Below are 24,210 nucleotides of genomic sequence, written 5' to 3'. Positions count from 1 at the left end.
CCGTGGTGCACCTGCGCGGAGGTAGCGTCGAACGGTGAGTCTTCTCTTCTCCCCGCTGAGCATCCGTTCCGTCACGTTCCGCAACCGCCTCTGGGTCTCGCCGATGTGCATGTACAGCGCCGTCGACGGTGTCGTGCAGGAATGGCATCACACCCACCTGGCTCAGTTCGCCTCCGGCGGCGCGGGTCTCATCGTGGCGGAGGCGACGGCGGTCGTCCCCGAGGGCCGGATCTCGCCCCGTGACGTCGGCCTCTGGAACGACGAGCAGCGCGACGCCTGGGTGCCGATCGTCCGGGCGATCCACGACCGCAGTGCGCACGCCGGCATCCAGCTCGCCCATGCCGGGCGCAAGGCGTCGACCTGGTGGCCGTGGGCGGCGGAGCGCGGCTCGGTTCCGACGTCCGAGGGCGGATGGACCACCACCGCCCCCTCGGCGGTCGCGTTCGACGGCTTCGATGAGCCGGTCGCCCTCGACGCCGCCGGCATCGACCGCGTGGTCGAGGGATTCGCCGCGTCGGCGCGACGGGCGCTCGACGCCGGATTCGACGTGCTGGAGATCCACGGCGCGCACGGCTATCTGCTGCATCAGTTCCTCTCGCCGTTGTCGAACCTGCGCGACGACGAGTACGGCGGGTCCCTGGAGAACCGCGCCCGACTGCTCCTCCGCGTCGTGGACGCCGTCCGCGATGCCGCCGGCGCCGGCGTGCCGCTGTTCGTGCGCATCTCGGCGACCGACCACGCGGAGGGCGGTTTCACGCCGGAGGAGGCGTCCGTCGTCGCCGAGTGGGCGGTGCAGCACGGCGCGGACCTGATCGACGTCTCCAGCGGCGGCCTGGTCGCGCATCAGCGGATCAGTGTGTTCCCGGGCTACCAGGTGCCGCTCGCGGAGACCGTGCGTCGGGGCGGCCGCATCCCGGTGTCGGCGGTCGGGCTCATCACCGCCTCCGCGCAGGCCGAGCAGGTCCTCGTGGAGGGAGCGGCGGATGCGGTCTTCGCCGGACGGGAATGGCTGCGCGACCCGCACTTCGCCCTCCGCGCCGCGCACGAGCTGGGCGCCGAGGTGGCGTGGCCGCCGCAGTACGAGCGGGCACGTCCGCGCTGACCGCTCGCCGCACGCGGAAGGCCGCCGATCCCGCGAGGGTTCGGCGGCCTTCCGGTCCGTGCGGCGGGTCAGCGTCCGCGGAAGCGACGCGTCGCGTCCTGCACCTCGCCGACCAGCTCCTCGAGGATGTCCTCGAGGAACAGCACCGCGGTGGTGTTGCCCTGGCCGTCGCGCACCTTGGCCAGGTGGCGACCGGCGCGCCGCATCACCGCGAGGGCGTCCTCGAGGTCCGTGTCCTCCTGGACGGGGACCATGTGGTGGATGCGCTTGGCCGGGATCGGCTCGATCATCTTGGTCTCGGCATCCGGACCCTCGGACGCGCGGAGGATGTCCTTCAGGTGCACGTAGCCGATCGGCACGCCCTCGTCGTCGACGATCACGTAGCGCGAGAACCCGTAGCGCGCGACGGCCTTCTCGATGTCGTCCGGAGTGGTGGACTGCGGCAGCGTCACCAGGTCTCCCAGGGGCACCGCCACGTCCCGCGCCTTCTTGTCGGTGAACTCCACGGCCGCGGCGACGGTTCCGGCGGTGTCCATCAGCAGACCCTCGCGGCGCGACTGGCTGACGATGGTCGCCACCTCGTCGAGCGTGAACGTCGACGCCGCCTCGTTCTTCGGCTCCACACGGAACAGGCGCAGCACGCCGTTGGCCGCCGCGTTGAGCACCCAGATCACCGGCATGAACACCTTCGACACCCACACCAGCGGCGGGGCCAGGATCAGCACCGCGCGATCCGGCACCGAGAACGCGAGGTTCTTCGGCACCATCTCGCCGAACACCACGTGCAGGAACGACACGATCAGCAGGGCGATCGCGAACGACACCGCGTCGACGGCGCCGTCCGGCCATCCCAGCGCGTGCAGCGGCACGGCCAGCAGGTGGTGGATGGCGGGCTCGGAGACGTTCAGGATCAGCAGCGAGCAGATCGTGATGCCGAGTTGCGACGTCGCGAGCATCAGCGTCGCGTGCTCCATCGCGTACAGGGCGGTCTTGGCGGCGCGCGAGCCCTGATCGGCTCGCGGCTCGATCTGCGACCGGCGCGCGGAGATGACGGCGAACTCGCCGCCGACGAAGAAGGCGTTCGCGACCAGGAGCACGACGAGCCAGGCGAGTCCACCCCAATCGTTCATCGGGTGACCTCCTCTTCGCCGTCGAGGGGTCTCGGGACGTAGCGGACCCGATCGACGCGTCGACCGTCCATCCGCACGACCTGCAGGATGCCGCTGTCCAACGGCACCTCGTCGCCGACCAGCGGGACGCGCTCGAGCACGCTCATGACGTATCCGCCGACCGTGTCGTACACATCGCCCTCCGGGACCTCGACGCCGGCGCGACGGCGCACCTCGTCCGGTCGCAGCTCCGCGGGGAACGTGATCCCCTCGCGGTTGCGGATGACGCCGGCCCTGGTGCGGTCGTGCTCGTCGGACACCTCACCGACGAGTTCCTCCACGAGGTCCTCCAGCGTCACGAGTCCTGCGGTTCCGCCGTACTCGTCGACGACGATGGCGAGCTGGTAGCCGCGAGCGCGGAGCTCGGCGATCAGGTTGTCGACGTGCGCCGTCTCGGGAACGCGGAGCGGCTCGGTGGCCAGGGCACCGACCGGGACCTCGGTGCGACGCTCACGCGGCACCGAGATCGCCGCCTTCAGGTGCACGACGCCCATGATGTCGTCGAGGTCCTCGTCGTAGACCGGGAACCGGCTGTGGCCGGTGCGCCGGGCGAGCTGGATCACGTCGTCCGCGGAGTCCCCGGCGGCGATCGCGTGCATGCTCGGTCGAGCGGTCATCACGTCGTCGGCGGTGAGCCGCGAGAACATCAGGGTGCGATCGAGCAGCGAGGCGGTGTCGGCCTCCAGCAGCCCCGCGTTGGCGGAGCGGCGGACCAGCGACGACAGCTCCTCCGCGCTCCGGGCGCCGGAGAGCTCCTCCTTCGGCTCGATCCCCATGCCGCGCAGCACGCCGTTGGCGCTGCCGTTGAGCACCACGACCGCGGGCTTGAACACGGTGGTGAACGCGATCTGGAACGGGATGACGAGCTTCGCGGTGGCCAGCGGCAGTGCGAGGGCGAAGTTCTTGGGGACGAGCTCGCCGAGGATCATCGAGAGCACGGTCGCCACGAACATCGCCACGACCGTCGCGATCGGGGCGATCGCCGCGTCCGGGATGCTCCACGCGTGGAGCGTGGGTCGGAGGAGGTTCGACAGCGCCGGCTCCATCGTGTAACCGGTGAGCAGCGTCGTCAGCGTGATGCCGAGCTGTGCGGCCGAGAGATGCGTCGACGTGTGCTTGAGAGCGCTGATCGTGAGCGAGAGCCGCGATTCACCGCGGGCCTGCCTTGCTTCGAGGTCGGCGCGGTCGAGATTGACCAGCGCGAACTCGCTCGCGACGAAGAGACCGGTGCCGACCGTGAGCAGGAGCCCCACGCCCAACATGATGTAGTCCATCAGCGGTTCCCCTCCGAGGAGAGAGGCGGACAGTGGGGCGATGTTCTACAACTGGGAGGGTCGTCCATTATGCGGATGATTGTACAGAACACGACTGGGTGCGCGCTCGTGATCACCAGCTGACGGGCAGGGCCTTCCCCTCCTCGTATCCGGCGGCCGACTGGAGGCCCACCAGGGCACGATCGTGGAACTGCGGCACCGAGGACGCACCCGCGTAGGTGAAGGACGAGCGCACACCCGACGTGATCATGTCGAGCAGGTCCTCCACACCGGGTCGGAGCGGGTCGAGGTAGATCTTCGACGAGGAGATGCCCTCCGCGAAGAGCTCCTTGCGCGCGCGCTCGTAGGCGTCCAGTCGTCCGAACCGCGCCTGCACCGCCTTGGTCGAGGCCATGCCCCAGGACTCCTTGAACAGACGCCCCTCCGTGTCGCGCTGCAGCTCGCCCGGTGCCTCGATCGTGCCGGCGAACCAGGAGCCGACCATGACGGATGCCGCACCGGCGGCGAGGGCGAGTGCGACGTCGCGCGGGTAGCGCACACCGCCGTCGGCCCACACGTGAGCGCCGAGCTCCCGCGCCGCCTGCGCCGTCTCGAGCACGGCCGAGAACTGCGGCCGACCGACCGCGGTCATCATGCGGGTGGTGCACATGGCGCCGGGGCCGACACCGACCTTGAGGATCGAGGCGCCGGCGTCGACCAGATCCGCGACGCCGTCGGCGGTGACGATGTTGCCCGCCACGATCGGCAGGCCGAGGTCGAGCTCGGACACGGCGCGCAGCGCCCGCAGCATGCCCTCCTGGTGGCCGTGGGCGGTGTCGACGACGAGCACGTCGACACCGGCTCCCGCGAGCGCCTTCGCCTTCGCGGCGACGTCGCCGTTGATCCCCACCGCCGCGGCGACCGCCAGCCGGCCGTCCGCGTCGAGAGCCGGGCGGTAGAGGCTCGACCGCAGCGCGCTGCGGGCGCTCAGGGTGCCGACGAGGTGCCCGTGCCGGACGACCGTCACCATCTCGACGCCGGCGTCGGTGATGACGTCGAACGCGTGGCGCTCCGATCCGATGTCGTCCGCATCGATCGCCGGAGTGCCGCGGTGCACGAGGTCGCCCAGCTGCGCATCCGGCAGCGCGGTCGCGAGGCGCACGGCGGGGAGGACGCCCAGGATCCGTCCGACGTCGAACGGCGCCGTACCGTGCGCGACGACGATCCCGTGCCCCGTGGCGGCCGGGAGCAGGCGGAGCGCATCGGCCACGGATGCCTCGGGCGGAAGGACGATCGGCGTGTCCCACAGCACGGGCTGCGCCTTCACCTCGCGGATCGCGGCGTCGAGGTCCTGCAGCGGAAGGTCCTGCGGCAGCACGCCGAGGGCGCCGCGCCGCGCGAGCACGGCCGCGATGCGCGGTCCGGTGACCGAGTTCATGTTCGCGGCGACGATGGGCAGCGTGGCCGGAGTGCCGTCGAGGGGTGCGAGGTCGACCTGGAGACGACTCGTGACGGCGGATCGGCGCGGCACCAGGAAGACGTCCGAATAGGTCAGATCGACGGTCGGCTGCGCTCCAGAGAACTCCATGTCTCCACGGTACTCAGATCGCGACGCCGTGGGCGCATGGCTTCGACGATTCCCCGAGCGAAACACGTTAGGCTTGTTGGTCGAGAGTGTGCGGATCCGAACGCATCCTGCGAAGACGTCCGCACCAGAGAGCTTCAGCGATGAAAGAGGGCGATCGAGCGTGTCGAACCAGGTGACCGGCGTCAACGGCGACGGGGGGTTCGGAGCCAATTCCTGGCTCGTCGAAGAGCTCTACGAGCAGTTCAAGGTGAACCGCGACTCCGTCGACAAGGAGTGGTGGCCGATCCTGGAGAAGTACCACTCCGAGGCCGCCGCCGGCGCGACCGCCGCACCGTCCGCCGCGGTCGACCAGCAGGCGCACCCCGTGACGGCGCCGATCCCCGTGATCGGCTCGCAGCCGGTGGCGCGCACGACGGCCAAGCCCGCCGCCGCCGCCCCGATCCCCGCTCAGGCCCCGAAGCCCGCTCCGAAGGCGGAGCCGAAGGAAGCCCCGGAGACCGTCGAAGAGGACAAGGTCACTCCGCTGCGCGGGCTGCCGAAGACCCTCGCCGCGAACATGGACGAGTCGCTCACCGTCCCGACCGCGACCAGCGTCCGCACGGTTCCGGCGAAGCTGATGATCGACAACCGCATCGTCATCAACAACCACATGGCCCGTACGCGCGGCGGCAAGATCAGCTTCACCCACCTGATCGGCTGGGCGCTCATCCGCACCCTCGACGAGTTCCGCAGCCAGAACGTGTTCTACGCCGAGGTCGACGGCAAGCCCTCGGTGGTCGCACCCGCCCACGTCAACCTGGGCATCGCGATCGACCTGCCCAAGCCCGACGGCACCCGCGCCCTCATGGTGCCCAGCATCAAGCGCGCCGACACCATGACCTTCACCGAGTACCTCAGCGCGTACGAGGACCTGGTCACCCGCGCCCGCGGCAACAAGCTCACGGCCGGCGACTTCCAGGGCACCACCGTGTCGCTCACGAACCCGGGCGGCATCGGCACCGTGCACTCCGTGCCGCGTCTGATGAAGGGCCAGGGCTGCATCATCGGCGCCGGCGCCCTCGAGTACCCGGCCGAGTTCCAGGGCGCCAGCGCGAAGACGCTGAACGAGCTGGCGATCGGCAAGACCATCACGCTCACCAGCACCTACGACCACCGCGTCATCCAGGGTGCGGGCTCCGGCGAGTTCCTCAAGAAGGTGCACGAGCTGCTCATCGGGCAGCGCGGCTTCTACGACGACATCTTCGCCGCGCTCCGCATCCCCTACGCGCCGATCCGCTGGAACCCCGACATCGCGGTCGACCTCGCCGAGCGCGTCGACAAGCAGTCCCGCGTGCAGGAGCTCATCAACTCCTTCCGCGTGCGCGGCCACCTGATGGCCGACATCGACCCGCTCGAGTACGTGCAGCGCTCGCACCCCGACCTCGAGATCGAGAGCCACGGACTCACCTTCTGGGACCTGGACCGCGAGTTCGTCACCGGTGGCTTCGGCGGCCGGCGCGTCGCGAAGCTCCGCGACATCCTCGGTGTGCTCCGCGACTCCTACTGCCGCACGCTCGGCATCGAGTACATGCACATCCAGGACCCGGAGCAGCGCCGCTGGTTCCAGGAGAAGGTGGAGGTCAAGTACCAGAAGCCCGGCCACGACGAACAGCTGCGCGTGCTGCGCAAGCTGAACGAGGCCGAGGCCTTCGAGACCTTCCTGCAGACGAAGTTCGTCGGACAGAAGCGGTTCTCGCTCGAGGGCGGCGAGTCGCTGATCCCGCTGCTCGACGAGATCCTCCAGGGCGCGGCCACCGCCGGCCTCGAGGGCGCCGCGATCGGCATGGCCCACCGCGGCCGCCTGAACGTGCTGACCAACATCGCCGGCAAGACCTACGGCCAGGTGTTCCGCGAGTTCGAGGGCACGCAGACCCCCGGCAACCAGCGCGGCTCCGGCGACGTGAAGTATCACCTCGGCACCGAGGGAACGTTCGTCGCCGACGACAAGTCCGAGCTGCCGGTCTACCTCGCCGCCAACCCCTCGCACCTCGAGACGGTCGACGGCGTGCTGGAGGGCATCGTCCGCGCCAAGCAGGACCGGAAGCCGATCGGCACCTTCGCCTGGCTGCCGATCCTCGTCCACGGCGACGCCGCCTTCGCCGGACAGGGCGTCGTGGTCGAGACGCTGCAGATGTCGCAGCTGCGCGGCTACCGTACCGGTGGCACGATCCACGTGGTCGTGAACAACCAGGTCGGCTTCACCACCACCCCGAACGACGCCCGCACCTCGATCTACGCGACCGACGTCGCCAAGACCATCCAGGCGCCGGTGTTCCACGTGAACGGCGACGACCCCGAGGCCGTGATCCACGTGGCCCAGCTCGCGTTCGAGTACCGCGAGCGCTTCCACCGCGACGTCGTGATCGACCTGGTCTGCTACCGCCGACGCGGTCACAACGAGGGCGACGACCCCTCGATGACGCAGCCGCTGATGACCGACCTGATCCAGGCGAAGCGCTCCGTCCGCCGTCTGTACACGGAGTCGCTCGTCGGCCGCGGTGACATCACCGAGCAGGAGTACGACGAGGCCAAGGCCGACTTCCAGAACCGCCTGGAGATCGCCTTCGCCGAGACGCACGCCGCGGAGACCGGTGCCACGCCGATCGCGCCCGAGCTGCCTCCGATCGACGAGCAGGTCGGCGCTCCCGACGTGACGGGCGTGCCGAACGAGGTCATCCAGCTCATCGGCGACGCGTTCGTGAACAAGCCCGAGGGCTTCACGGTGCACCCGAAGATCCAGCAGCTGCTGGAGAAGCGCCTCGACATGAGCCGCAACGGCGGCATCGATTGGGGCTTCGGCGAGCTGCTCGCCTTCGGCTCGCTCCTCGTCGAGGGCACTCCGGTGCGTCTCGCCGGGCAGGACGCCCGTCGCGGCACCTTCGTGCAGCGCCACGCGACCCTGCACGACCGCGCCAACGGTCAGGAGTGGCTGCCGCTCTCGAACCTGTCCGATGCGCAGGGCCGCTTCTTCGTCTACGACTCGCTGCTCAGCGAGTACGCCGCCCTCGGCTTCGAGTACGGCTACTCCGTGGAGGCGCCCGAGGCACTCGTGCTCTGGGAGGCGCAGTTCGGCGACTTCGTCAACGGCGCCCAGTCGGTCATCGACGAGTACATCTCCGCGGCCGAGCAGAAGTGGGGCCAGCAGTCCAGCGTGACCCTGCTGCTCCCCCACGGCTACGAGGGCCAGGGGCCGGACCACTCGTCCGCCCGCATCGAGCGTTTCCTCCAGCTGTGCGCGCAGGACAACATGATCGTCTCGCGGCCGTCGACCCCGGCGTCGTACTTCCACCTGCTGCGCCGCCAGGCCTACGCGCGCCCGCGCAAGCCGCTGATCGTCTTCACCCCGAAGGCGATGCTGCGTCTGCGCGGCGCGACCAGCCCGGTCGAGGACTTCACGCAGGGCCGGTTCGAGCCGGTCATCGACGACCACCGCGGGCTCGACCGCGCCGCCGTCAAGCGCGTGCTCGTGCACTCGGGCAAGGTGCACTGGGACCTGCGGGCCGAGCTCGAGAAGAACCCGAACCCCGAGGTCGCCCTCGTCCGGCTCGAGCAGCTCTACCCGACGCCGATCGACGAACTCAAGGCCATCACGGACTCGTACCCGAACGCAGAACTCGTCTGGGTGCAGGAAGAGCCGGAGAACCAGGGCGCCTGGCCGTTCCTGGCGCTGGCCTTCGCCGATGTCCCCGGCGACCGCGCGTTCCGTCCGGTGTCGCGTCCGGCCTCCGCGTCGCCCGCGACCGGATCCTCGAAGGTCCACGCGGCCGAGCAGGCGGCTCTCATCCGTTCGGCCGTCACCATCGACTGATCGTCCACAGACGAACGGGCGTCGCGACCTCGGTCGCGACGCCCGTTCTCGTGTCAGTGGTCGTGGATCAGATGCTCACCCCGCGACGAGCGGCGTCCGCACCAGGCGCAGATCGGAGCTCAGCTCCGCCCGAGCGCGCTCTCGCGCTGCGGAGTCCGCACCCGCCGCCTCGAGCACCAAGAGCGCCGCCCCCAGCACGGGCGGGGCATCCACGATCTCCAGGCGCGCCGCGGGCGCGTGCTCGCGCAGACCCGCGCGGATGCCGTCGAGCAGGAGGGGATCCCTCCCCCTCGCCACGCCGCCGCCGAACAGCACGGGCACGTCCGCTTCCCGGAGGTCGAGACGGGTCACGCACGCGCGTACGAACGCGACGACCTCGTCGGCCTGCTGCTGCACGACGACCCGGGCGACCGCATCACCTGCGGCCGCGGCCTCGAACAGCACGGGCGCGAGCGTGGCGAAGCTCTGACCGGGGCGCCGCCCGAGATGCACGTCTTCGATGAGTGCCGCGACGGTGGGCGTGCCCGCCGCGTCCAGGAGCAGATCGACCAGCGCGGTCTGCGGTCCTCGACCGTCCTCCGCGCGTGCGGCGTGCCACACCACGGCATCGCCCAGCTCGGCGCCGCCTCCCCAGTCGCCCGACAGCGGTCCGAGTGCGGGGAAGCGCACCTCGGCCCCATCGGCGCGGATGCCGATCGCGTTCATGCCGGTGCCGCAGATGACCGCGATGGCGTCGGGCGCATCGGTCCCGGCCCGCAGCAGTGCGTGCAGATCGTTCTCGATCACGGCGCCGTCCGCCCAGGGCAGCGCGGAGATCGCGTCGCGGAAGGCGGCGATCTCCTCGGCGAGGTCGAGGCCGGAGAGGTAGAGCCCGACCTCGGCGAGGTCACGGGGATCGCGGTCTCCGAGCGCCCGACGCACGAGGTCGTCGATCACCCGGACGGACACGTCGAGCCCGTCGATCTGCGGGCTGGAACCCGGGCCGCGCTCCCAGGCCAGCACGACGCCGGTGGTGTCGAGCAGCACGACGTCGGTCTTCGACCCGCCTCCGTCGACGGCGAGGACGAGCCCCGCCGGCGCGGTCACGCCCACTCCAGGAAGCGCGCGTTGGCGGACAGCAGCAGGTCGGTGAGCTTCTCGGCGCGCTCGTGCTGCAGCACCAGCGGGTGCGCGCGCATCGCCCGGAGCACCCGGTCGCGCCCGCCGCCGATCGCCGCGTCCAGCGCGAGGCGCTCGTAGCCCGCGACGGCGCTGATGAGGCCGCTGATGTCGTCGGGCAGAGCGGCGACGGGCTCCGCGACGAACCGGCCGTCGACGTGCCGGGCCGGTACCTCGATCACGTGGTCGTCCGGGAGGAAGGGCAGCACGCCGTCGTTGCGCAGGTTGACCACGCGCGGCACATCCGTCCCGCCGCGGATCGCGATCAGCAGCTCGATGGCCGCCTCGGAGTAGAACGCGCCACCGCGCTGCTCGAGGATCGCCGGCTTGGTGTCGACGCTCGGGTCGGCGTACAGCCCCAGGAGCTCGTTCTCGATCGCACGCACCTCAGCAGCCCTGGTCGCGTGGTGCCGTTGCTCGTGCAGAACCTCGTCGTGGGCGTAGTAGTAGCGCAGGTAGTACGAGGGGATCACGCCGAGCTGGGCGAGCAGGGCCGGAGCGAGCTCCACCGTGTCCGCCAGCTCGCCGACGCGGGTCTCGAGCGCCGCGGGCAGCCGGTCGACGCCGTCGATGAAGACGCCCCGCTCCCACGTGAGGTGGTTGAGCCCGACGTGGGCCAGCGCGACCCGATCGGGTTCGACTCCGGCCTCCTCCGCGAAGCGGCGCTGGAACCCGATCGCGACGTTGCACAGGCCGACGGCACGGTGCCCCGCCTGCAGGAGGGCACGGGTGACGATGCCGACGGGGTTCGTGAAGTCCACGATCCACGCATCGGGCTTGGCGTGCTGACGGACGACGTCCGCGATGCGGAGCACCACCGGGACGGTGCGCAGCGCCTTCGCGAGTCCGCCCGGCCCCGTCGTCTCCTGACCGATGCAGTCGACGTCGTGCGGCCAGCTCTCATCCTGTTCGCGCGCGTCCTGACCGCCGACACGGAGCTGGATGAGGACGGCGTCCGCGTCGCTCACCCCCGCGACCAGATCCTCGGTCGTGATCAGCCGCGCGGGGTGCCCGCCGCGGGCGAGCATGCGACGCGACACCGCGCCGACGAGCTCCAGGCGCGTGGGATCCGTGTCGACGAGCACCAGCTCCTCGATGGGGAGCTCACGCTGCAGGCGGATGAACCCGTCGATCAGCTCCGGCGTGTAGGTCGATCCTCCGCCGACGATGGCGAGTTTCATCTGGTCTCCTTGTTTCTGGATGTCATCCGCCCCGAGAGGGCGTCAGTCGGTGGGTATGCGATCTTCGAGAATCGTGCGGATCTGGTCGACGAGCAGTCGGCGCGCGCCGACGAGGACGGCGCTCTCCCCCGTGCCACTCAGTCGGACCTCGGGAACAGGTCTCTCCTCGCCCGAGGCGCGCTCGGCGACGAGCTCGGCGAGGCGCCGCCCGCCGGCCAGACCCGTGGGCCCGCCGAGCACGATCATGGCGGGGTCGAGCACCACCAGCACCGGCTCGATCGTGAGGGCGATCCGGTCGGCGACGGTGCGCAGGGCGGCGTCGTCCTCGGCGAGGGCGAGGATGCCGCGCGCGTTCGTGCCGTGACCGGCGAGGAGGTCGAGGATCACCTGCGAGCCGAGCAGATCGGTGGTCACGGCACCCGGCTCCCCGGTGCCCGCCGAGACCGTCAGGTAGCCGATCTCGCCCGCGCTGCCATGAGCGCCGCGGTGGATCGTGCCACCGAGGTCGACGCCCACACCGAGGCCGACGCCGACCCAGAGGAAGGCGAAGCTGTCGACCTCCTGCGCCACCCCGACGGCGCGCTCCGCCATCGTGGCGAGGTTCACGTCGTTCTCCAGCGTGACGGAGACGCCGAGCTCGGCCTCGATCCGGGCTCTGGCGCCGAACGCCGGCCACCCGGGGAGGGAGTCGGTCAGCGACAGCGTGTCCTGCCCGCTGCTGACGGCAGCCTGCACGCCGACGGTCACCGCCTCGATCGTGGTGCGGTCGGCGCCGGCCGCGTCACAGGCGGCGTCGATGGCGCGGGCGATGTCCCGCTCGGGCGAGCGCTCCTCGTCACGGACCGGAAGCTCGACGATGGGGTACTCGGTCCCCGCCGCGTCGACCAGCACCGCCTGGATGCTGTCGTCGAGCATGTTCACGGCCACTCCGGCGACCCGGTCGGTCCGCACGCCCCAGCTGACCGCGCTCGGCCCGCGGCTCCCGGCGATCTCGCCGACCGGCAGCACCAGATCCGCACGCTCGAGTCGCGCGATCATCTGGGTCGCCGTCGGCTTCGACATCCCGGACAGCTCGCCCAGGCGCGAACGCGTGAGCGGGCCGTGCTCGAGGATCAGCCGCAGCGCCTCGCGGTCGTTCCTGGTACGCAGCCAGGCCGAGGTTCCCGGATCGATCTGTGACATGGAGGTGTTCCTTCCGCGGCCGGTCAGTGGGTGAGGCCGAGTTCGTTGCGGACTTCGTCGCGGAGGCGGCCGAGGTTGTCGGGTTCCGGGGCGGCGCCGAGGAGGGTCTTGGTGTACTCGTGTTGCGGGTTCAGGATGACCTCGTCCGCGGGACCCCGCTCCACGACATCGCCCTTGTAGAGCACCATGATCTCATCGGAGAAATGCCGGGCCGTGGCCAGATCATGCGTGATGTACAACACGCCCAGGTTCTCCTCGCGTTGCAGGTCCGCGAGCAGGTTCAACACCCCCAACCGGATCGACACGTCCAACATCGATACCGGTTCGTCGGCGACGATGAACCGTGCCCCCGGCGCGAGGGCCCGGGCGATCGCGACACGCTGCCGCTGCCCGCCCGACAACTCGTGCGGGCGCCGCTCCGCGAACGACTCCCCCGGACTCAACCGCACCCGCTCCAGCAACTCGATCGCACGCTCACGCACCTGGGCACGCGACAGCTCCGGGTGGTGCAGACGGATCGGACGCTCCAGGTGATGCACGATCGTGTGGAACGGGTTCAACGACGCGAACGGGTCCTGGAACACCATCTGCACATCCGCGCGATACGCCTCCAACGCCCGCCCCCGCACCCCGGACGCCTTCCCGTCCAACAGGATCTCCCCACTGGTCGGGGTCTCCAACTTCATCAACATCCGCGCGATCGTCGACTTCCCCGACCCCGACTCCCCCACCAACGCGACCGTCTTCCCCGCCTCGATCGTGAACGACACATCCTTCACCGCATGCAGGACACTGGTGCGGAAACCGGAACGCAGATGGAAATCCTTCACCAGATTCCGCGCCTCCAACCGCGCCGTCCCCGGCGTCGCGTTGGCCCCGGTCGTGGTGTTCGCGTTCATCGGACGCCCTCCTGGCTCACACCGGTACGCACGAAGTCGCCCCGCTCCCCCTTCAACGACGGGAAACTCGACAACAACCGCCGCGTGTACTCGTGCTGCGGAGACCGGTAGATCTCCTCCGCCGTGCCCTCCTCCACGATCTGCCCCTGCAACATGATCGCGATCCGATCACTGATCTCGATCAACATCGGCAAATCATGCGTGATGAAGATCACCGCGAACCCCAACTTCTCCCGCAACCGCATGATCTCCCGGATGATGCCCCGCTGCACCACCACATCCAACGCCGTCGTCGGCTCATCCATGATCATCACCTGCGGATCCAACGCCAGAGCCATCGCGATCATCATCCGCTGCCGCATCCCACCCGACAACTCATGCGGGAAACTCGACAGACGATTCGGGTCCACCCCCACCAGCGTCAGCAACTCCTCCGCCCGCGCCGTCTTCGCCTTCTTGCTCATGCCCGGGCGGTGCGTGTCGAAGATGTCGAAGATCTGCGCCTTGACACTGATCACCGGGTTCAACGAGTTCATCGCCCCCTGGAACACCATCGAGATCTTGTCCCACCGGAACGCCCGCAAACCCTCCCCATCCAGACCCACGATGTCGATGTCCTGACCATTCCGGTCATGGAACACGATCTCCCCACCCGTCATCAACGCCGGAGCCTTCAACAACCGGTTCATCCCATACGCCAGAGTCGTCTTCCCACACCCCGACTCCCCCGCCAACCCCAGAATCTCCCCACGATTCAACGTCAACGACACATCCCGCACCGCCCGCACCGGCGGATCCACCTCATACTCGATCGACACATTCCGCGCCGTCAGCACTGCCGTCTTCTCGGTCATGCGACCGCTCCCTCTCCCCCGACACCGCGGCCGGCACGGCGCGCACGGCGCTGCCGTCGAGCGGCCACCGGTGCCAGGCGCAGCTTCGGATTCACGATCTCGTCGATCGCGAAGTTGATCAGAGACAGCGCGGTCCCGATGAGGGCGATGATCAGGCCGGGAGGCACGAACCACCACCAGGCACCGCTGCCGACGGCCTGCCCGGTCTGCGCATCGTTCAGCACGGTGCCGAGCGTGATGGAACCGGTCGGGCCGAGTCCCAGGTAGGAGAGCCCCGCTTCACCGAGCACGGCGAAGATCACGCCGAAGATCAGCTGAGCCGCGAGCAGCGGCACGAGGTTCGGGAGGATCTCGACGAAGATGACCCGCAGCGGACGCTCCCCCGCGACGACGGACGCCGCGACGTAGTCCCTGGTGCGCAGGGACCGGGCGGTCCCACGGAGCACCACGGCGGAACCCGCCCAGCCGGTGATGCCGAGCACGAGCGCCACGAGCAGGGAGCTGCGAGCGAGGTCGCCGAGCCCCTCCGTGTGCTGCACATAGGCCGCGATCACCATCACGAGGGGCAGGCCGGGGATCACGAGCATGATGTTCGTGGCCAGCATCAGCGTCTCGTCGAGGGCGCCCCCGAAGTAACCGGCGAGGACGCCGAACACCAGAGCCAGGAACAGTGCCACGACACCGGCGACCGCGCCGACGAACAGCGAGCCCTGCGTCCCGGTCGCGACCTGGGAGAGCACATCGAAGCCGAGCTTGGTCGTGCCGAGCAGGTGGTCGGGCCCCGGCGGCAGCAGCGGCTCGAAGCTCGCATCGCGGGGGTCGCCGAGCAGCAGCGGTCCGATCAGTCCGAAGAGCACGATCGCGCTCAACAGGATCAGGCCGGTGAGCAGCTTCCCGGACAGACGCGGGAATCCACCGCGCAGACGCGCCGTCCTGGCGACGGCCACCGCGTGCGTGGACTCGGACGGAGAGACGATCAGATCAGCCATCGCGGCGCACCCTCGGGTCGATGAAGCCATAGAGAAGGTCGATGAGGAAGTTGGCTGCCAGCACGGTGAGCGTGATGACGAGGAACACCCCCTGCATCAGGGCGTAGTCGAGGCCCTGGACGGACTGGATCATGAGCTTGCCGAGACCCGGGTAGCTGAACACCTGCTCCGTCACGATCGAGCCCGCCACCACGAAGCCGAGCGCGATCCCGAAGCCGGCGAGGCTGGGGATCGATGCGTTGCGCGCCGCGTAGGCCGTGCGGATGCGGGAGGGACGGAGCCCTTTGGCCTCGGCGGTGAGCACGTAGTCCTCCGCCATCGTCTGCACCATCATGTTCCGCATCCCCAGCAGCCACCCGCCGACCGATGAGATCACGATCGTCGCGGCAGGCAGCAGGGCATGCACGAACGCGCTGGCGAAGAACGCGGGCGTCCACTCCGGCCCTGCCGGGAACTCGAACACGTCGTACCCGCCGATGATGGGCAACAACCCCAACTGCACGGAGAACACCGCGACCAGCACGAGCGCGAGCCAGAAGTACGGGATCGACTGGAGGAACGTGGTGACCGGCACGAGCTGGTCGACCCACGTGCCCCGGAACCAGCCGACCCACGCGCCGGCGATGATCCCGAGGACGAACGAGATGATGGTGGCTGCTCCGACGAGCGTCACCGTCCACGGCAGAGCTGCGGCGATGAGCTCGCCCACCGGGGCCGGGTATCGGGTCGAGGAGACCCCGAGATCACCGTGCAGCAACCGGCCCCAGTAGGCGAGGTACTGATCCCACAGTGTCGATCCCTTCTCCGCTCCGAGGATCGAGGTGATCGCCTTGATCGTCTCCTCGGACAGCGGCCTGCCTCCGTTCGCACGCCGGAGCTTGCCCAGCATGATCGCGGCGGGGTCGCCCGGAAGCAGACGCGGGAGCAGGAAGTTGAGGGAGATCGCGGCCCACAGCGTGATGATGTAGAACGCGACGCGGCGCATCCAGAACTTCACGAGCCTCTCCTCTCGCTGGATCGAACCATGGGTGCCGGCCTTACTTCTTCACGGGGCGCAGGTGGGTGAGGATGACCGCCGATGCGGTCGACAGGTACGGCAGCGGAGCCGCGTACATGTCGTCCTCGCTGGGCCAGCCGGTGAAGTCCGCCGTGTTGAAGAACGACTGGGACGCGTTCAGGACCACCGGGATGTACGGCAGGTCGCGGGCGATCTCGGTCTGCACCGTCGCATACGCCTGCTTCTTGATCGCCTCGTCCTGCGTCGCGCCCGCCTTCTTCACGGCGTCATCGACGATCGGGTTCGTGTACCGCGCGTAGTTCTGCCCCTTGGTGGGCTCCGCACCGACCTTCGCACTCGCCGTCGTGGTGAAGTACTGGTCGTAGTTGGAGTAGGGATCGGCCACCAGCGACTGCGTGATGCCGTAGAGCGCGAGCTGGAACTCACCGGTCGAGATCGGCGTCCAGTACTCGGCCTCGGACACCGTCCGTGCGTTGACGCGGATGCCGGCCTTCGCCGCCTGTGCGCTGATGAGCTTGGCCGCGTCGTTGTAGTCGGTCCAGCCGTCGGGCGAGAACAGGTCGAGCTCGATGGCCGTGCCGTCCTTGCCGTAGAAGCCGTCATCGCCCTTGGTGTAGCCGGCGGCTTCGAGGATGCCCTCCGCGGACGCGGCGTCCGCGGACTGCGGGCTGACCGCCAGCGACTCGTCGCTCAGCCACTTCTCGTCCCGCGGCAGCAGCGCGAAGCTGGGCGAGGCCTCGCCGGAGAGACCGGCGAACGCCTTGCTGCTGATGGCGCTGCGGTCGATCGCGACGTTGAGGGCCTGACGGACGGCCGGGTCGGTCTGCGCGCCCGCGCACCCCATCGAGGTGTCGGAGCACGTCATGATCACGGTCGGGTCCTGCTGCTGGTTCATCGTGCTGATCTTCCCGTTGGCCGTGACGCCGTCGGGGTTCGCGATGAACTGGCCGACCCAGTCGAGCTTGCCGGTCTTCAGCAGGTCCTCGGAGGACTGGTTGGAGTCGATGCCGATGTCCTGCACCTCCTTGATCTCCGGCGCGCCGTCGCGGAAGAGCGGGTTCGCCTCCAGGGTGTACGCGGCGTCGGTGAACGACTTGAGCGTGTACGGTCCGGAGCCGATGGGCTTCGGGTTCGTCTCCGTCATGTAGTCGTCGATCTCGGACCAGATGTGCTTCGGGATGATCCAGGTGGAGCCGAGGATCAGCGACGTGGCCGTGAACTTGGCCGAGGAGTAGGTGACGACGACGGTGGTGTCGTCGGTCGCGTCCGCGGAGACCATGTCGGGATCGAGGTTCGAGCCGTAGCCGAGGCTGAACGCGACGTCTTCGGCCGTGAGGTCCTCGCCGTCGCTCCACTTCAGGTCGGGCTTGATCGTGATCGTCAGCACCGTCCCGTCCTCGTTGAACGCGTACGAGTCGCCGAGCATCCCGACGGGGGCCTCATCCGAGAGCTGGTTGAAGAAGAACAGCGGCTCGTAGATGGCCCCGAAGGTCATGTGCGTCGCCGTGTCGACCGCGAACGGGTTGAAGTTGTTCGTGATCGGAGTCATCGACCCTGACCACATGCGGAGCGGGCGATCACCACCGGATGAGCTGCCACCGGGTGTGCAGCCGGCCAATGCCAGGGCGAGTGCTGCGGCACCGGCGACGAGAGGAAGGGTCTTCCTCCAGCGGTTGTCGTGCATGGGAACCTCGTCTCAAGAGCTTCATTGCGGAAGTCGAGCAGGGCGGACAGGCGTCCGCTCTGAAGGCGAGGTTATAGTAAAGGCTCTTTCTAGTAAAGAGGTTTCTAGTTATTTGATGCGCACACGAAAGCAGCCCCGCGCAGAGGCGCGAGGCTGCGTTTCGTCGGACGTGCGTGGTCGCCGACGCGCGGCGGGCACCGACCGCTCAGTACCAGATGTCCAGCGAGGGTGCGGGGAACGCGATCAGGGCGCGGTCGAGCGCCTCCACGTCCGCGGCATCGGCCGTGATGCGCCCCGCCCCGTGCAGCGTCGAGGCCCGCACGCCGCCCGCGTACAGCGAGGAGAGCGCCGACACATCGAGAGTGATGTCCACCGCAGCGCCGGCCGCCTCCTCGACCGTGGCCACACCGGAGTCGTCGACGCGGAGTCGCCAGTCTCCTGCGGCGAAGCCCAGGGAGTCCTCGACGCGGAGGACCGTGTCGAGGGGTGCCGAGTAGCGCCGCGCCGACAGCGCCGTCGGGAGGTCGAGGATCCGCAGCCAGCCGTGGTCATGCACCTCCTGCTTCACGCCTCGGGTGTCGTGCACCAGCCACGGCAGCGGGTCGTCCAGCGGTCGCAGGTCGGCGACCACCTCGTCGACGAGATCGTGCTGCAGCGCGAAGCGCCAGAGCGCGATCCGCGCCTCGACGGTCTCGGCGACGAGCAGCCGGACGTCCATCCGGAACCGGAAGGTGCCACTCGCCTCTCCGACCGTGTAGGCCAGAACGCCGCGCAGCACCCCGTCGTCGTCGAGGTAGCGCACTCCCCTGGCCTGGTCCCGGTCAGGGGTGGGCGACACTCCCGCGTAGCCCTCCCAGCGCCCCTGCCATCCGGGGATCTGTCCGGAGGCGCGCAGCCGGGCTCGTTCGTGGACGGTGCCGAGGTCTGCCGCGAGCGTCGCGCGGTCGACGTATTCGAGGCGACCGGAGGGCGTCGCCCCGCCCCAGCCCGCGCGGCGGGTGTCCACCGTGAGGCGAGCGACGGGGATCGCGGAGCCGAAGCCGTAGCGGCCGTAGATGGTCGCCTCGGAGACCGTGAGCCCCGCGACGGGCACGCCGGCGGATGCGGCAGCCCGCAGCTCGCCCTCGAGCAGCGCGCGGGCGATGCCGCGACGTCGGTGCGTCGCCGCGACCGTGACGACGCTGATCGCCCACATTCCGATCTCGCCGCCGCCCGGGAGGGTGAGCGGAGTCACCCAGCCGTTGGTGGTCGCGACGGGACGTGCGGCCGCCGGTGCGTTCTGCTCGTACACGCCGATGTTGCGGCGGGCGGCGAACGTCTTCCGGACCTGCGCGACGATCTCCTCGCTCGGCTCGGCTCCGAGGAAGCCCCGGTCCACCGCGCGCAGGAACGGCACGGCGCTCGCGTCATCGCTCAGATCGACGACGCGATAGTCGAGCCCGGAGGCGGCCAGTCGTTCCGTCGAGGTGGTGTCTGCGGGCACGTCGCGCGCGTCGGGGAAGCTCATCGCTCCAGCCTACCGACGGGCTCCGACGAAGGTCAGTGCTGCGTCGCCTGGACGGCGCGCAGACGCGCGAAGACCTGGTCGCGCAGCTCCTCGGGAGCGGTCTCCTTGCAGGCGCGGGCGATGACCTCGGTGAGGGTCGTCGCCACGAGGGCCTCGTCACGGCAGGACGGGCAGTGCTCGAGATGCTCGCGGATCTCCGTGTGCTCGGTCTTGCACACCTCGTTGCGGAGGTACTCCTCCAGATCCGAACGGGCTTTGTCGCAGCCGCAGTCGCTCATTTCTTGCTCCTCGTCTCAGCCGCGGCGATGCCCCGCTCGGCGGCGTAATCTGCCAGCAGCTCCCGCAGCATCCGCCTGCCACGATGCAGGCGGCTCATCACGGTGCCGATGGGGGTCTTCATGATGTCGGCGATCTCCTGGTACGCGAAGCCCTCGACATCGGCGAGGTACACCGCGAGCCGGAAGTCCTCCGGCACGGCCTGCAGCGCGTCCTTGACGACCGAGGCCGGCATCCGATCGATCGCCTCGGCCTCGGCCGAACGGCTGTGCGACGCGGTCGTGGACTCCGCCCCGCCGAGCTGCCAGTCCTCGAGCTCGTCGATCGTGCCCTGGAACGGCTCGCGCTGCCGCTTGCGGTAGATGTTGATGTACGTGTTGGTGAGGATCCGGTACAGCCACGCCTTGAGGTTCGTGCCCTGCGAGAACGTGGACCAGGATCCGTACGCCTTCACGAAGGTCTCCTGCACGAGATCGGCGGCGTCCGCCGGATTGCGCGTCATACGCATCGCAGCGGCGTAGAGCTGATCCATGAAGGGGATCGCCTGCTCCTCGAACTCGCGCCGAGGGTCGCTGACGGTGTCTGCGGTTGCGGTGTCATCCATCACCGGCCAGTCTAGGCCGCGGATGTCGATCACCTCGCGCTCCAACGTCGCCGGCATTCTCTCTCCTTCGGGTCAGGAGCCCCGTCTTTCACGTCGAAGCTTCCCGCGTTTACTAAGGTGAGAACCGATGAGCGCTGACAGGTATTCCCCCTCCCGTGTGCAGGGCGCCTATCCCGCGCCCTCGACCGACGTGCCCGTGCACGCGGAGCTCACGATCCCCGGTTCGAAATCGCTGACCAATCGCGAGCTGATCATCGCGGCGATCGCCGACGGTCCCGGCCGGCTGATCGCCCCGCTGCACTCCGACGACTCCGCTCGCATGGTCGATGCGCTGCGCGCTCTCGGCGTCGGCATCGAGGAGGTCGATGCCGGTCACGAGTTCGGCCCCGACCTCGTGATCACCCCCGCGAAGCTCCGCGGCGGCACGACGATCGACTGCGGTCAGGCCGGCACCGTGATGCGCTTCATCGCCCCGCTGGCCGGCCTGGCGGAGCGCGACGTGCACCTCACCGCGCACGAGACGGCGCTGCACCGTCCGATGGGCGGGCTGATCAGCGCCCTCCGCGATCTCGGCGTCGACATCGACGACGAGGGCACCTGGGCGCTCCCCTTCACCATCCGCGGCCACGGCCGCATCCGCGGAGGCCGCGTCGAGATCGACGCCTCCGCATCGAGCCAGTTCGTCTCCGGCCTGCTCCTGGCCGCTCCCCGGTTCGACGTCGGCCTGCACCTCGTGCACGTCGGCGAGCACCTGCCGAGCCTCCCGCACATCGACATGACGATCGAGGCGCTGAGTCGTCGCGGCATCCGGATCGAACGGCCCGCCGTCGGCGAGTGGCTGGTCGAGGCCGGCGTCCCGCGCGCCAAGGAGATCGCGATCGAACCCGATCTGTCGAACGCGGCCCCGTTCCTCGCGGCCACGCTCGTCGCCGGGGGCTCGGTGTCGATCACCGGGTGGCCGGCGCACTCCACGCAGCCCGGCGCCCTGCTCCCCGACATCCTCCAGGCCGCCGGCGCGCACGTCGGCCGGCACGGCGGCACCCTCACGGTGCGCGCGGGTTCCGGCATCCGCGGACTCGACCTCGACCTCTCGGCGGCGAGCGAGCTGACCCCGACCCTCGTCGGCCTGGCGGCGTTCGCGGACTCGCCGACCACCATCCGTGGGATCGGACACATCCGGCTGCACGAGACCGACCGGATCGCGGCCCTGATCGGGAACATCCGTGCGCTCGGCGGCGAAGCCGAGGAGCTGCCGGACGGGCTCCGCATCATCCCGCGGCCCCTGCACGGCGGTGGCTGGGCCGCGCACCACGATCACCGCATGGCCACGACCGGAGCGCTCATCGGACTGCGCGTCCCCGGCGTCGAGATCGACGACATCGGCACCACCGCGAAAACCCTCCCGGAGTTCACGATGCTCTGGGAGCGGATGCTGCGAGGCTGACGGATGAGCTGGCTCGACGACACCGACGACCTCGACGACGACTTCGAGGACTACGACGAGAGCAGCATCAGGACGCGCCCCAATCCGAAGGCGAACCGACCGCGCACCAAGCGCCGGCCCGCCCACGACGACGCGCAGATCGGGCGAGTCCTCGGCGTGGACCGCGGCCGGTACTCGGTGCTCATCGACGAGGACACCCCCGACGAGCGGATGATCACGACGACCAGGGCGCGCGAGCTGCGGCGCATGCCGATCGTGACCGGCGATCAGGCGCGCGTGGTCGGCGACACCTCCGGAGACGAGGGGACCCTGGCCCGCATCGTCGGCATCGTCGAGCGCACCTCCCTTCTCCGTCGCAGCGCCGACGACACCGACCAGGTGGAGCGGGTCATCGTCGCCAACGCGGACCAGATGCTCGTCGTCGTCGCCGCGGCCGATCCCGAACCTCGCGCCCGCCTCGTCGACCGGTACCTCGTGGCCGCGCTCGACGCCGGCATCCGCCCCCTCCTCGTCGTCACCAAGACCGACATCGCGGACCCGACGGAGTTCCTCACCCACTTCGACGGCCTCGATCTGCGGGTGTTCACCAGCGCCCAGGAGGAGATGCCGGTCGAGGAGATCGGGGCGGCGCTCGTCGGCCACTCCACCGTGTTCGTCGGCCACTCCGGAGTCGGCAAGTCCACGCTGGTCAACGCACTCGTCCCGACGGCCGGTCGCGCCACCGGACATGTGAACCAGGTCACCGGTCGCGGCCGCCACACGTCCTCCTCGACGGTCTCGCTGCGCTACGAGGGCCCCGACGGGACCGGCTGGGTGATCGACACCCCGGGTGTGCGCTCCTTCGGACTCGGGCACGTCGATCCGGCCAACATCCTCGCCGCGTTCACTGAGCTCGCCGCCATCGCCGAGAACTGCCCCCGCGGCTGCACGCACCTGGCGGACGCCCCCGACTGCGCCCTCATCGAGGCGGCCGAGAACGGTGAGCTGGGCGAGACCGGCCGCGCGCGACTCGACTCGCTCCAGCGCCTGCTGCAGACGTTCGCCGACAAGGCGGAGCAGGCCCCCGGCCGATAGGCTGGACGCGTGACTCAGCGCCTGGAACCCGGAACCGCAGCCCCCGACTTCTCCCTCCTCGATCAGGACGGGAACACCGTCCGCCTCGCTGATCTGCGTGGCCAGAAGACGGTGCTGTACTTCTACCCGGCCGCGATGACCCCGGGGTGCACCACCGAGGCCTGCGACTTCCGCGACAGCATCTCCTCGCTCCAGGGGGCCGGCTACCGCGTCATCGGGATCTCCCGCGACGAGCCCGCGACGCTCGCGAAGTTCCGCGAGCGCGACGGACTCACCTTCCCGCTGCTGAGCGACCCCGACCACGCGATCCACTCGGCGTACGGGGCATGGGGCGAGAAGATGAACTACGGCAAGGTCGTGGAGGGCGTGATCCGCTCCACTTTCGTCCTCGACGAGGAGGGCACGATCAGCATCGCGCTCTACAACGTCAAGGCGACCGGACACGTCGCGCGGCTGCGCAAGCAGCTCGGCATCGACGCCTGAGCCCCCGCTCCGAGCCCCGCGCGGATCACTCCGCCTGGGGACGTCCGCCCTCCCGGCGCGCGCTCGAGATCAGCAGCGCGAACCCCAGGAGGCCGGGAAGCCCGACTCCGAGGGTGAACGGCCACGAGACGGGCTGCAGCGTGAGCGACGCCAGCGCGAGGGCGACGGCGAGCACCTGGAAGACCACTCCCCCCGAGCGTGCCCAGGAGCGTCCGACGCGCGTGCCGAACGCGAAGGCCAACAGCGCCGCGGCGCCGACGAGCGTGAGCACGATCAGCGCGATCGCCGTGGGCAGCGAGGCGGCGTCACCGGAGCCGAGACCGATGAGCTCGATCCCCGCGAAGACGAGGAGAGCGATGCCCTCGAGAGCGAGCACCGCTGCCGCGGCGAGGGCCAGTCGAGGTGCGCGCACGGTGTCTCCTGGTGATCGAAGGGAGAAGAAAACCCTTGATTTCAGGGTATTCATGTAACAGAATAGAGAAAGTCATGTGCTCCCACAGCGGCGTGGGGCGAGTGTTCGCACTCGCATCACAATTCGCGGGCATCCGTCCGCATCTCAAAAGGGTAGCCGAACCCGATCAGCTACCCGAATCCGAGAAGTCGCATCGCGACATCTCTTGAAATCCACACCGAGGAGCCCCCATGGACTGGCGCGATAAGGCCGCCTGCCTGACTGTCGACCCCGAGCTTTTCTTCCCCGTGGGGAACACCGGCCCGGCCGTCGATCAGATCGAGAAGGCGAAAACCGTCTGCGCCACCTGCACGGTCACCGAGATCTGCCTGCAGTACGCCCTCGAGACCAGCCAGGACTCGGGCGTCTGGGGCGGCCTGTCCGAAGACGAGCGCCGCGCCCTGAAGCGCCGCGCCGCTCGCGCACGCCGCGCCTCCTGAACCTCCG

21 protein-coding genes are annotated in these 24,210 nt (G+C 69.5%); 6 read left to right on the top strand and 15 right to left on the bottom strand.

Annotation, left to right across the window (positions count from 1 at the left end):
• Positions 1–34: 34 nt before the first annotated feature.
• A complete protein-coding gene (locus tag MME74_RS06840; RefSeq protein WP_267418001.1) occupies positions 35–1,102 on the top strand; it encodes an NADH:flavin oxidoreductase/NADH oxidase in 1,068 nt (355 codons plus the stop codon).
• A gap of 68 nt (positions 1,103–1,170) precedes the next feature.
• Here MME74_RS06840 and MME74_RS06835 read toward each other — a convergent pair whose 3' ends face one another.
• The 3 genes from MME74_RS06835 to MME74_RS06825 all read right to left on the bottom strand — a co-directional run bounded on the left by MME74_RS06835 (position 1,171) and on the right by MME74_RS06825 (position 5,112).
• Positions 1,171–2,232, bottom strand: a complete 1,062-nt coding sequence (locus MME74_RS06835) for a hemolysin family protein (RefSeq protein WP_267418000.1) — start codon at positions 2,230–2,232, stop codon at positions 1,171–1,173.
• The gene (locus MME74_RS06830; RefSeq protein ID WP_267417999.1) at positions 2,229–3,545 is read right to left on the bottom strand and encodes a hemolysin family protein; all 1,317 of its coding nucleotides are present in this window, start codon (positions 3,543–3,545) and stop codon (positions 2,229–2,231) included. Before MME74_RS06830 ends, MME74_RS06835 begins: the two co-directional genes overlap by 4 nt.
• Positions 3,546–3,657: 112 nt before the next feature.
• A complete protein-coding gene (locus MME74_RS06825) occupies positions 3,658–5,112 on the bottom strand; it encodes a GuaB1 family IMP dehydrogenase-related protein (RefSeq protein ID WP_267417998.1) in 1,455 nt (484 codons plus the stop codon).
• Between the two features lie 160 nt (positions 5,113–5,272).
• Here MME74_RS06825 and MME74_RS06820 point away from each other — a divergent pair, with 160 nt between their 5' ends.
• On the top strand, positions 5,273–8,959 hold the full coding sequence (locus tag MME74_RS06820) for a multifunctional oxoglutarate decarboxylase/oxoglutarate dehydrogenase thiamine pyrophosphate-binding subunit/dihydrolipoyllysine-residue succinyltransferase subunit (RefSeq protein ID WP_267417997.1): 3,687 nt from the start codon (positions 5,273–5,275) through the stop codon (positions 8,957–8,959).
• Positions 8,960–9,034: 75 nt separating this feature from the next.
• On the opposite strand, the gene MME74_RS06815 is transcribed toward MME74_RS06820, so the two are convergent.
• The 11 genes from MME74_RS06815 to MME74_RS06765 form a co-directional block, all read right to left on the bottom strand.
• Positions 9,035–10,045 (bottom strand): N-acetylglucosamine kinase, encoded by a 1,011-nt coding sequence (locus tag MME74_RS06815; protein WP_267417996.1) that lies wholly within the window; start codon positions 10,043–10,045, stop codon positions 9,035–9,037.
• A complete protein-coding gene (locus MME74_RS06810) occupies positions 10,042–11,298 on the bottom strand; it encodes a 6-phospho-beta-glucosidase (RefSeq protein WP_267417995.1) in 1,257 nt (418 codons plus the stop codon). Before MME74_RS06810 ends, MME74_RS06815 begins: the two co-directional genes overlap by 4 nt.
• 42 nt (positions 11,299–11,340) lie before the next feature.
• Positions 11,341–12,480, bottom strand: a complete 1,140-nt coding sequence (locus MME74_RS06805) for an ROK family transcriptional regulator (protein WP_267417994.1) — start codon at positions 12,478–12,480, stop codon at positions 11,341–11,343.
• A 23-nt stretch (positions 12,481–12,503) separates the two neighbouring features.
• Positions 12,504–13,379: an ATP-binding cassette domain-containing protein gene (locus tag MME74_RS06800; protein WP_267417828.1), complete on the bottom strand. Its 876-nt coding sequence runs from the start codon at positions 13,377–13,379 to the stop codon at positions 12,504–12,506.
• Complete coding sequence (locus MME74_RS06795; protein WP_267417993.1) at positions 13,376–14,233, bottom strand: ABC transporter ATP-binding protein; 858 nt, start codon at positions 14,231–14,233, stop codon at positions 13,376–13,378. Before MME74_RS06795 ends, MME74_RS06800 begins: the two co-directional genes overlap by 4 nt.
• Positions 14,230–15,222, bottom strand: coding sequence for an ABC transporter permease (locus tag MME74_RS06790; RefSeq protein WP_267417992.1), 993 nt, complete (start codon positions 15,220–15,222; stop codon positions 14,230–14,232). Before MME74_RS06790 ends, MME74_RS06795 begins: the two co-directional genes overlap by 4 nt.
• Positions 15,215–16,219, bottom strand: coding sequence for an ABC transporter permease (locus MME74_RS06785; RefSeq protein WP_267417991.1), 1,005 nt, complete (start codon positions 16,217–16,219; stop codon positions 15,215–15,217). The genes MME74_RS06790 and MME74_RS06785 overlap by 8 nt, the downstream gene beginning before the upstream one ends.
• A gap of 40 nt (positions 16,220–16,259) precedes the next feature.
• Entirely contained in the window at positions 16,260–17,924 is a 1,665-nt protein-coding gene (locus MME74_RS06780) for an ABC transporter substrate-binding protein (RefSeq protein WP_267417989.1), read from the bottom strand.
• 205 nt (positions 17,925–18,129) lie between these two features.
• Positions 18,130–19,431, bottom strand: coding sequence for a GNAT family N-acetyltransferase (locus tag MME74_RS06775; protein WP_267417988.1), 1,302 nt, complete (start codon positions 19,429–19,431; stop codon positions 18,130–18,132).
• 32 nt (positions 19,432–19,463) lie between these two features.
• Complete coding sequence (locus tag MME74_RS06770; protein WP_267417987.1) at positions 19,464–19,709, bottom strand: zf-HC2 domain-containing protein; 246 nt, start codon at positions 19,707–19,709, stop codon at positions 19,464–19,466.
• On the bottom strand, positions 19,706–20,368 hold the full coding sequence (locus tag MME74_RS06765) for a sigma-70 family RNA polymerase sigma factor (protein WP_416383335.1): 663 nt from the start codon (positions 20,366–20,368) through the stop codon (positions 19,706–19,708). Before MME74_RS06765 ends, MME74_RS06770 begins: the two co-directional genes overlap by 4 nt.
• A gap of 70 nt (positions 20,369–20,438) precedes the next feature.
• Here MME74_RS06765 and aroA point away from each other — a divergent pair, with 70 nt between their 5' ends.
• From aroA to bcp, 3 genes are read left to right on the top strand one after another with little or no spacing between them, the layout of a single operon-like run.
• Positions 20,439–21,755 (top strand): 3-phosphoshikimate 1-carboxyvinyltransferase, encoded by a 1,317-nt coding sequence (aroA, locus tag MME74_RS06760; protein ID WP_267417984.1) that lies wholly within the window; start codon positions 20,439–20,441, stop codon positions 21,753–21,755.
• A 3-nt stretch (positions 21,756–21,758) separates the two neighbouring features.
• A complete protein-coding gene (gene rsgA / locus MME74_RS06755; protein WP_267417982.1) occupies positions 21,759–22,829 on the top strand; it encodes a ribosome small subunit-dependent GTPase A in 1,071 nt (356 codons plus the stop codon).
• Positions 22,830–22,838: 9 nt separating this feature from the next.
• The gene (bcp, locus tag MME74_RS06750) at positions 22,839–23,312 is read left to right on the top strand and encodes a thioredoxin-dependent thiol peroxidase (RefSeq protein WP_267417981.1); all 474 of its coding nucleotides are present in this window, start codon (positions 22,839–22,841) and stop codon (positions 23,310–23,312) included.
• Positions 23,313–23,337: 25 nt separating this feature from the next.
• On the opposite strand, the gene MME74_RS06745 is transcribed toward bcp, so the two are convergent.
• The gene (locus tag MME74_RS06745; RefSeq protein WP_267417979.1) at positions 23,338–23,724 is read right to left on the bottom strand and encodes a hypothetical protein; all 387 of its coding nucleotides are present in this window, start codon (positions 23,722–23,724) and stop codon (positions 23,338–23,340) included.
• Between the two features lie 230 nt (positions 23,725–23,954).
• Here MME74_RS06745 and MME74_RS06740 point away from each other — a divergent pair, with 230 nt between their 5' ends.
• Positions 23,955–24,203 (top strand): WhiB family transcriptional regulator, encoded by a 249-nt coding sequence (locus tag MME74_RS06740; RefSeq protein WP_017203224.1) that lies wholly within the window; start codon positions 23,955–23,957, stop codon positions 24,201–24,203.
• Positions 24,204–24,210: the final 7 nt, after the last annotated feature.

It is taken from the genome of Microbacterium oxydans (assembly GCF_026559675.1).
GTDB lineage: Bacteria > Actinomycetota > Actinomycetes > Actinomycetales > Microbacteriaceae > Microbacterium > Microbacterium oxydans_D.
Note: the sequence above shows the minus strand (reverse complement) of the source record. Positions and strands in the feature narration are given on the sequence as shown.

Excerpts from the sequence above, each read along its gene's own strand:
- MME74_RS06835 (WP_267418000.1), bottom strand. The coding sequence starts at position 2,232 with ATGAACGATTGGGGTGGACTCGCCTGGCTCGTCGTGCTCCTGGTCGCG.
- MME74_RS06830 (WP_267417999.1), bottom strand. The coding sequence starts at position 3,545 with ATGGACTACATCATGTTGGGCGTGGGGCTCCTGCTCACGGTCGGCACC.
- MME74_RS06825 (WP_267417998.1), bottom strand. The coding sequence starts at position 5,112 with ATGGAGTTCTCTGGAGCGCAGCCGACCGTCGATCTGACCTATTCGGAC.
- MME74_RS06810 (WP_267417995.1), bottom strand. The coding sequence starts at position 11,298 with ATGAAACTCGCCATCGTCGGCGGAGGATCGACCTACACGCCGGAGCTG.
- MME74_RS06805 (WP_267417994.1), bottom strand. The coding sequence starts at position 12,480 with ATGTCACAGATCGATCCGGGAACCTCGGCCTGGCTGCGTACCAGGAAC.
- MME74_RS06800 (WP_267417828.1), bottom strand. The coding sequence starts at position 13,379 with ATGAACGCGAACACCACGACCGGGGCCAACGCGACGCCGGGGACGGCG.
- MME74_RS06795 (WP_267417993.1), bottom strand. The coding sequence starts at position 14,233 with ATGACCGAGAAGACGGCAGTGCTGACGGCGCGGAATGTGTCGATCGAG.
- MME74_RS06790 (WP_267417992.1), bottom strand. The coding sequence starts at position 15,222 with ATGGCTGATCTGATCGTCTCTCCGTCCGAGTCCACGCACGCGGTGGCC.
- MME74_RS06780 (WP_267417989.1), bottom strand. The coding sequence starts at position 17,924 with ATGCACGACAACCGCTGGAGGAAGACCCTTCCTCTCGTCGCCGGTGCC.
- MME74_RS06775 (WP_267417988.1), bottom strand. The coding sequence starts at position 19,431 with ATGAGCTTCCCCGACGCGCGCGACGTGCCCGCAGACACCACCTCGACG.
- MME74_RS06770 (WP_267417987.1), bottom strand. The coding sequence starts at position 19,709 with ATGAGCGACTGCGGCTGCGACAAAGCCCGTTCGGATCTGGAGGAGTAC.
- MME74_RS06765 (WP_416383335.1), bottom strand. The coding sequence starts at position 20,368 with ATGCCGGCGACGTTGGAGCGCGAGGTGATCGACATCCGCGGCCTAGAC.
- aroA (WP_267417984.1), top strand. The coding sequence starts at position 20,439 with ATGAGCGCTGACAGGTATTCCCCCTCCCGTGTGCAGGGCGCCTATCCC.
- rsgA (WP_267417982.1), top strand. The coding sequence starts at position 21,759 with ATGAGCTGGCTCGACGACACCGACGACCTCGACGACGACTTCGAGGAC.
- MME74_RS06740 (WP_017203224.1), top strand. The coding sequence starts at position 23,955 with ATGGACTGGCGCGATAAGGCCGCCTGCCTGACTGTCGACCCCGAGCTT.